This is a genomic window from Streptomyces sp. NPDC058157 (assembly GCF_042884105.1).
Lineage (GTDB): Bacteria > Actinomycetota > Actinomycetes > Streptomycetales > Streptomycetaceae > Streptomyces.
Window position 1 is genome coordinate 3,361 of the sequence record NZ_JBHVUQ010000234.1, and the last position, 6,417, is coordinate 9,777.

The 6,417-nt window shown below is 75.2% G+C and carries 7 protein-coding genes and 2 pseudogenes; all 9 read right to left on the bottom strand.

The genetic code is table 11. From position 1 onward, the window contains the following. Nucleotides 1–416, bottom strand: a pseudogene (locus tag ACFVXK_RS33715) (sensor histidine kinase); the annotation flags it as partial. A gap of 17 nt (nt 417–433) precedes the next feature. Next, nucleotides 434–1,225, bottom strand: coding sequence for a hypothetical protein (locus ACFVXK_RS33720; protein ID WP_389619534.1), 792 nt, complete (start codon nt 1,223–1,225; stop codon nt 434–436). 214 nt (nt 1,226–1,439) lie between these two features. Beyond that, complete coding sequence (locus ACFVXK_RS33725) at nt 1,440–2,252, bottom strand: phosphatase PAP2 family protein (protein ID WP_389619537.1); 813 nt, start codon at nt 2,250–2,252, stop codon at nt 1,440–1,442. A gap of 51 nt (nt 2,253–2,303) precedes the next feature. Continuing rightward, nucleotides 2,304–2,868 (bottom strand): annotated as a pseudogene (locus ACFVXK_RS33730) (YhjD/YihY/BrkB family envelope integrity protein); the annotation flags it as partial. 14 nt (nt 2,869–2,882) lie between these two features. Further along, nucleotides 2,883–4,658: a diacylglycerol kinase family protein gene (locus ACFVXK_RS33735; protein ID WP_389619540.1), complete on the bottom strand. Its 1,776-nt coding sequence runs from the start codon at nt 4,656–4,658 to the stop codon at nt 2,883–2,885. 144 nt (nt 4,659–4,802) lie between these two features. Further along, nucleotides 4,803–4,988 (bottom strand): CsbD family protein, encoded by a 186-nt coding sequence (locus ACFVXK_RS33740; protein WP_389619543.1) that lies wholly within the window; start codon nt 4,986–4,988, stop codon nt 4,803–4,805. An 81-nt stretch (nt 4,989–5,069) separates the two neighbouring features. After that, entirely contained in the window at nt 5,070–5,594 is a 525-nt protein-coding gene (locus ACFVXK_RS33745) for a DinB family protein (protein WP_389619546.1), read from the bottom strand. Between the two features lie 19 nt (nt 5,595–5,613). After that, on the bottom strand, nt 5,614–5,805 hold the full coding sequence (locus ACFVXK_RS33750) for a DUF6381 family protein (RefSeq protein WP_389619549.1): 192 nt from the start codon (nt 5,803–5,805) through the stop codon (nt 5,614–5,616). A gap of 120 nt (nt 5,806–5,925) precedes the next feature. Then, nucleotides 5,926–6,417, bottom strand: a 492-nt coding sequence (locus ACFVXK_RS33755) for an aldo/keto reductase (RefSeq protein WP_389619552.1), incomplete at its 5' end; no start/stop codon positions are given.

The window sequence follows — 6,417 nt, forward strand, 5'->3', positions numbered from 1 at the left end:
CTCCAGGTCTCGGCCGGGGTGACGAGGGCCTCCCCGATCAGGACGGCGGCCGCCGAAGCGGCGAGGGCGACGGCGAGCACCGGCACCGACCGGCGTGCGGGGCGCGTGAGGGCCACCGTGTAGAGCGGCAGGCCGAGGGCGAGGTAGGGCTCACGGGTGATGTCCAGGAGGGTGGCGGCGACGAGTCCCGCCAGGGCGGTGAGGACCGCCGGTACGGGCCACCGCCGCCGGGCCGCCAGCGGCAGGCCGACCGCCGCGGCCACGAGCACGCCGGCCCATGGCGGGCCGGCGTAGGCGGGCCCGGCGTCACCGCCCCGCAGCCGGGCGAACCCGATGTACACGGCGGTGACGAGGAGGCCCGCGAGCACGTCGAGCGCGAGGAGACGGCTGCCGTGCGGTCGCCGGGGAAGACGCATGATCCGACGGTACATCGTCAACCGGCCCGCCCGATGAGGGTCATCAGGGCACCGGTCACCACGACGGCCGCCGTCCAGCGCAGCACAGTGGCCCGTCCGGGAGCCGGCCCGTCGCGCAGCACCGTGGCGCCCAGCGGGACGAGAGCGAGACAGAGCCCGGCGACGGCCACCACCGACAGCGGGGTGGTGCCCTTGAGCACGCCGAGCGGCAGCGCCGCCGCGGCGGCGAGGGCGAGGGCGCGCACCGGACCGAGGACCCGGGCCCGCCAGGCTCCGGCGGCGAGGAGCAGCCAGCCGCCCATGATGGCGGGGTTGAGGCTGCTGAAGACGTGGAAGGCCCCGTACGTCTCGCCGACGAAGCGTGCCGCGGCCCCGGGGCCCTCCTGGTCGGCCAGCTGGAACGCGAGATGGTCCACCCCGGCGTGGAAGGTACGGGCGAACAGCCCGAGGACGGTGAAGACGCCGCCCCACAGGGCCAGTGCGGGGCAGCGGCGGCCGATGCGGGCGGCGAGTCCGGCGACGCCGGGCCACAGCAGCACCGTTCCGGCCGCGAAGGCACCGTAGGAGGCGGCGATCAGGGCGGGGTGCTCGGCGCGGGCGGCGAGCTGCTGGGGGAAGAAGAAGGGGAACGGCGCCCGGAGCAGGACCCCGGCGGCCAGGAGCGGTGGCGCGGCCACCAGCGAGGCTCCGGCCACCCACCGGCCGGGGAACGGGGCGTCGCCGGACCACTCCACGGGCAGCAGGCGGACCTTCGCGCGGGTGGCGGCGGGGGCGGGCGGGGGCGGCGGTGTGCTCGCGGATTTCGTCATGCCGTGCACGATCCCGCCCGAAGGGCCGCCCCCGCGTCGGAGCAGGGTCCGGTCCTGCCCGTCAGACCGTGGTCGTAGGCCCTGCCTGTTTCAGGGCCGGGGTCGGGGTCGGACCGGGAGCGGGTGCCCGGACGTTCGCCGCTGCCGGACCCGCGATCCACCGGGCTCCACCAGCCGGCCGAGTGCCGGAGAGGCGGGTGGTGGCGGCGAGGGGTCAGGGGCGGGCAGGGGGGATCAGCGGCGGTTCGGGGTGTTCGGTGCGGATCTCCGGCTCCAGGCCCTGCGCCGGTGTGGTGCGCGGCCGTCCGACGTCCGCGCGCCAGGCTTCGAAGGCCAGCGTCGTCGCCGTCACCACCGCCAGTCCGAGCAGCCAGCCCCCCACCACGTCACTGACCCAGTGCACGCCGAGGGCGACGCGCGTGTAGCCGACGCCCACGACCGAGACCACCGCGAGCGCCCACGGCAGCGGTCGCCAGCGCCGGGGCACGAGGGGCAGCAGTGCCAGCAGGAGTACCGCGCAGGACGTGGTGGCCGTCATGGCGTGCCCGGAGGGGAAGGAGAACCCGGGTGCGTGGGAGACGGGGTCGGGCAGGTGGGGCCGGGCCCGTGCGACCACGTTCTTCACCAGCAGGCCGAGCAGGCCGCCGGCCGTCGCGGTGACGGTCGCCCACAGGGCCAGCCGGACGGCGCCGCGCACCAGGAGCCACACCACCAGCGCCGCCACGAGCAGGCGCATCGTCACCGGGTCCCACACCACGTGGGTCAGGAAGTCGAGCCCCCGCACCCACCCGGGATGTTCCAGCGCCGCCGTGTGCAGCCGCTCCGCCGTCCCGCGGTCCAGCCGGATCAGCGGCGGCCACCGCGACTCGACCAGCACCAGGGCCAGCGCGAAGGGCACCGATACGAGGGCGGTCGCGACCGCCGTCGTCAGCAGCCGTGCGCCGAACCGGGTGTCGGGTCCCGGGCGGACGGAGGCGAGGCGGGCGAGCGGACGCGCCGGGGTGGAGGGCCGTTGCGTGCGTGCCATGGTCGGGGTGGTTCCTTTCGGTCGTACTCCGCTGTTCTCCGCCGCGCGCGTTCAGACGCCGGGATCCTCGGTGACCGGCTCGGTCACCCCGGCCCGTACCGCCTCCAGCTGCGCGGCGAACGACAGCCCCAGGACCAGGGCCAGGGCCGTCACATAGGACCACAGCAGCAGGGACACGAAGGCGCTGAGGGGTCCGTACACGGTGGCGAAGGAGCGGCTGGAGCCGACGTACAGGCTCAGCCCCCACGTCGCCAGCAGCCACAGCACCAGGGAGACACCCGCGCCGACACAGCGCGGTGGTCACGTTCACGAGGGAGAACAGCAGGCCGAGCCAGAGGGCGAGCCGGCTCCCGTCGCCGGGCTGGTGCCGGCTCTGCGCCAGGGTGTCGTCCACCACGCCCTGACTCGGCCCGCTCGCCAGCCGCCGTATCGTCAACTCCGCCATCCGTCCGACGGCTTCGGTGTGCAGCGCGCCGGACAGTCCCATGACCGCGATGGCCATCGGGACGATGGACAGCACGGTCTGCAGGGCCAGTGCCCTCGAGTGGCTGAAACCGTCCGCGTACCGGAAGCGGATGAAGGAGTCCCGTACGAGGCTCCAGCCGCCGGGTCGTCGTTGCACGGTCCGGGTCAGCCTCCGGCGGCGTGCGGGGCCGGCTCGGCGTCAGCCGCGCCCGCGGCCGCATCCTGCGGCGTGCGGGGCGGGAGGCGGATGCGCAGCGCGCCCGGTTCCACCTCCGCGTCGAGCCGGGTGCCGGGGCCGATGACGTCACCGTCGAGCTCGCGCGGCTGTGGCCGGGCGAAGCGGATGTCGACGCGTACGGCGCTGAAGTACTCCAGCGCGCCACCCGCCGCGGTGCCGTACACACCGTCGGGTCCGGGCACCGCCCCGCCGGGCAGCATCCGCGCCCCGAGGTGCCTGGCCGCCGCGAGCCAGCCGCGGACCCCCCGGGGGTCGAGCAGCACCACTTCCAGCCGGCCGCTGTCGGGCCGGGCGTCGGGCAGCAGGGGCAGCCCGCCCTGGAGGCTGCCGACGTTGCCGATGACGACCATACGGGCGCGGCGCTCCCGTACGGGGCCGCCGTCGAGGCGGATCGACAGGCGCATCCGGGGATCGCGGACGTGGCGGGCGGCCGACAGGGCGTAGGCGGCCCAGCCGAGGCGCCGCTTCACCCGGTCGGAGGCGTCGGCGACCATGGCGGCGTCGAAGCCGGCTCCCGCCATGACGGTGAAGCGGGCCGGGCCGCACCCGTCGGCCCGTACCCGGCCCACGTCGATCCGCGCGGTCCGCCCGGACAGGGCCGCCTCCAGCGCGGCGCCCGGGTCGGCGGGGAGGCGCAGGTTGCGCGCCAGCAGGTTGCCGGTGCCGCAAGGGACCACCACGAGCGGGATCTCCGTGCCGGCCAGCTGGTCGGCGCAGGCGCGTACGGTCCCGTCCCCGCCGCAGACCACGACGAGGGTGGGGGCCTCGTCGGCGATCCGCGCGCCGAGGTCTCCGGCGGCGTGTTCGGCGGACGTCTCCGTCCACGTCTGCTCCGCGTAGCCGTGGCGCGTCAGGATGTCCCGCACGCGCTCGGCCGGTTCCGCTCCGCAGCCGTGCGGGTGGCGTACCACGACGGCCCGTCGGGTCGCCTCGTCACTGGAGGCCGCGCGGGCGGCCGGGAGGGCGGCCGCCGGGAGTGCGCCGGAGCCGGGGTGCGGCATTCGGCGTGGCCGGGTGGGCGGCGCGCCCGGCCGGGCGGGCAGGAGCAGCGCGTGGGTCATGACGAGGAGGGTGCAGGTGCCGTTGAGGAGGCCGCCCATCACGTCGGAAGGGTGGTGCATCCCCCGGTAGAGGCGGGAGAACGCCACGAGCAGCGGAACCAGGAGCAGGACGGTGACCAGTACGTGCCGTGGCCAGCGGCGTTCGCCGTGCGCACGGAGCGCGACGAGGACGGCGAGGCCGCCGAACAGGGCGACCGACGCGCCGACGTGCCCGGACGGGAAGCTGGAGGTCGGCGGGGCGGCGTCCAGGTGGGGCACGGGCGGACGTGACCGTTCCACCGCCATCGTGACCAGCAGGAAGACCGCGGACTGCGCGGCGACGGCTCCGGCCAGGAACGCCGCCTCCCGCAGCCACCGCCCCCGCGAGCACACCACCATCACGGCCACGGCGAGGACGGTGAGGGAGATGACGCTCTGGGTGCCGGCCAGCAGGGACAGCCACTCGGAGACGGCGGTGGCGGGTCCGCCGCGGTGCGCTGCCAGGCTGCGGTCGAGGCCGTCTTCCGCCGCAACGGGCCACTGGTCCGCCAGCGGACCGGTGACCAGCAGTCCTACGCCGACCATGAGGGCGGCCTGCGGCGGCAGCAGCCACAGCAGGGGGAGGCGGCCCGGTCCGGCGGGCGAGCTGCGTTCAAATCTCATTGACGGCGTGTAACCGGACGCGGCCCGCTCATGCGCGCGGCGCGCAGAGTTCCCCGGTACGGCTGGGCCCCGGCTGAGGGGGAGACAGCCGGGGCCCGGTTGCCGCGACGCGGCATTCCCCGCGGGGCGCGGCGGGGGTTGTGGTCAGTGGCGGAAGGTGTCCTTGAGGTCTTCCTTGACCTCTTCCTTGGCGTGCCGGGCGTTGCCCTTGGCCTGCTCTGCCCGGCCTTCGGCGGTCATCCGCTCGTTGCCCACCGTGCGCCCGATCGCCTCCTTGGCCTTGCCCTTGGCCTGCTCGGCGCGCGCCTTGCCCTTCTCCGTGCCCGACATCGGGGACCTCCTCATCAATAGCGGACGGGTTGTGAGGGCTCGTGTGCTCGCTATCGGCGGACCCAAACCCGCCGCGCCCGTTCAGCCGTCGGCGGCCGACGGGCCCGGCACCTGGCGGCCGGCGTCGAGCAGGTGGTGGCGCAGTTCGTGCAGCGTGTGCACGGCGACCCAGCGCAGGGTCCGCTCGGCGGGTTCCGGGTAGCCGTACACGAGGGTGCGCTCCCACTGGGCGGGTGGCGGGCGGTGCAGGACGTTGCCGAACAGCGCGGCCGCGTCGGTCAGTTGCCGGGCGACATCGGCGGGGACCTGGAGGGCGTACCCGTCGTGTTCGACACGCTCGTCGCGGCCCATGAGGGTGGCGACGGGGTTGTCGGTGCGGCGGGCGGCGAGGACCCGCTCACGCTGGACGAGCAGGACGTCCCGTACGTGGCAGGCGTACTCGAGCGGCGACCAGACCTCGGGCGCGGCGCGCCGGGCCAGGGCCGCGGGCTCGGCCCGCAGCAGCAACTCGGCGAACCGCGCCGCGTACTCGCCTGCGAGCGAGGCGACCGAGGGGGCCAGTTCCAGGTCGTAGGCGAACCCGCATTCCGCGCAGTCGTCAGTCATCCGGCCACCCTAGCGGGGACTACATGGGGTCCATGGTGGCGCTTTCGGGTCCGTGGAGGTCCTCCAGCTCCTGCCGGATGCGCAGGACCTCGTCCATCAGGCGCTGCCGCTCGTCGGCGTCGGCGGACCTGCTGGCCGCCAATTCGAGCTGCTCGGCCTTCTCGCGCATCTGCCGGGCGCGCTCGTCGGACCGCGGGCTGTCGCTGCTCATGGGGGATCCTCCGGTTCGGGGCTTGTCGGACCTCCACCCAAGCACTCCCGGCGGCTCATCCGTCGCACCTACGCCGTGGCGATCGTGTCCGCAGCGCTCGCCGGGACCCGGACCCGGGGGTCAGCCGCGCGGCGTCATCGGGGGGTTGAGGCGGGCGAAGCCCTCCTGGCGCTCGTACGGGAAGTACGGGTACGGCGCGGGGCGGTGGCTGGCGGCGTCGAGGCGGGCGGTCTGCTCGGCCGTCAGTTCCCAGCCGGTGGCGTCGATGTTCTGCCGAAGTTGGTGTTCGTCGCGGGCGCCGATGAGGACGGTGGAGACGGTCGGGCGGCGCAGCAGCCAGTTGATGGCGACCTGGGGGATGGTCCGGCCCGTCTCCCGCGCGACCTCGTCGAGGGCGTCGACGACGTCGTGGAGGTGGGCGTCCTCGACGGGCGGGGCGTAGTCGGCGGTGGCGTGGAGCCGGCTTCCGGCGGGCAGCGGGCGGCCGCGGCGGAGTTTGCCGGTGAGGCGGCCCCAGCCCAGGGGGCTCCAGATGATCGCGCCGACGCCCTGGTCGTGGGCGAGGGGCATCAGCTCCCATTCGTAGTCGCGGCCGACGAGGGAGTAGTAGAC